Origin of the sequence: Tepidimonas ignava, from assembly GCF_004342625.1 — a bacterium.
Taxonomy (GTDB): Bacteria; Pseudomonadota; Gammaproteobacteria; order Burkholderiales; family Burkholderiaceae_C; genus Tepidimonas; species Tepidimonas ignava.
On record NZ_SMAH01000032.1, the window covers coordinates 1 to 1,150 of the forward strand.

General features: G+C 67.1%; 1 protein-coding gene. It reads right to left on the minus strand.

Annotation, left to right across the window (positions count from 1 at the left end):
- Positions 1-33: 33 nt before the first annotated feature.
- Complete coding sequence (locus EDC36_RS13135) at positions 34-1,086, minus strand: IS30 family transposase (RefSeq protein WP_132963718.1); 1,053 nt, start codon at positions 1,084-1,086, stop codon at positions 34-36.
- Positions 1,087-1,150: the final 64 nt, after the last annotated feature.

The following is a 1,150-nucleotide window of genomic DNA, read 5'->3' on the forward strand; positions in this document are numbered from 1 at the left end:
GGGCGGTATCAAGCACCAAGTGCAACGGTGGAATCACTGAAGGGAGTGGCTGGTTTGGGTGACCTTCTCCAGCATGGCCTGGTAGACGGCGATCGGGGGGTAGAAGCCGTGGATGGCGCGCGGGCGGTTGTTGAGCCGGTCGGCGATCGCATCGAGCTCTTCCTGGCTGTAGGCCGACAGGTCCGTACCCTTGGGCAGGTACTGGCGCAGCAGGCCGTTGATGTTCTCGCAGCTGCCCCGCTGCCACGGACTGCGCGGGTCGCAGAAGTAGACCCGGATGCCGGTAGCCTCCGTCAGTTCGGGGTGGCGCGCCATCTCCTTGCCGCGGTCGTAGGTCAGGGTCTTGCGCATCGGCTCAGCAATGCTGCGCAGCTTGGCGGTGAAGCCCTCCAGGGCCGAGGCTGCGGTGGCATCCTTGAGTTTGGCCAGCATCACCAGACGCGAGCTGCGCTCCACCAACACGCCCACCGCCGAGCGGTTGGCCGCCCCTTTGAGGAGGTCGCCTTCCCAGTGCCCAGGAAAGGCCCGATCGTTGGCCTCGGGCGGACGCAGGTGGATGCTGACGGCCTCGGGCAGCTGGCCCCTTCGGTCTTGGCCACGCGAGCGCGGCATGCGCTTGGCTTGCGCACGCCTCAGACAGGCGATGAGTTCCTTGCGCAGCTCCCCGCGCGGCATCGCGTAGATGCAGTTGTAGATGGTCTCGTGCGAGACGCGGCGATGCAGATCGTCGGGCCACATGCGCCTGAGTGTGCCGGCAATCTGAGACGGCGACCAGCCCTCCAGCAGAAAGTGGTGCACCACCCCGAAGAGCACCCCATCCTCGCGAAGCTTGGGACGGCGTCGTCGCTTGAGCCGCATCGCGCAGGCACGCGCGCCGGCTGCCCGCGCATCGTAGGTGCAGCTGCTGCCTGCCGGCACGAAGGCCGAGCGCTGCGGCCACTGCCGCGCACGCTGGATCTCGCGCGTGATCGTCGAGGGCGAGCGTCGCAGCGTGCGGGCAATGCTGCGTGCCGAGCAGCCCTGCTGCAGCAGGATCATGATGGTGGCGCGCTCTTCGGCGCTCAGGTGCTGGTAGTGGGTTCCCATGGGACGGCGGCAGGGTCGAGTGCAGGGCAGATCAGGGGTGTTGCACTTGATTATTGACTCCACC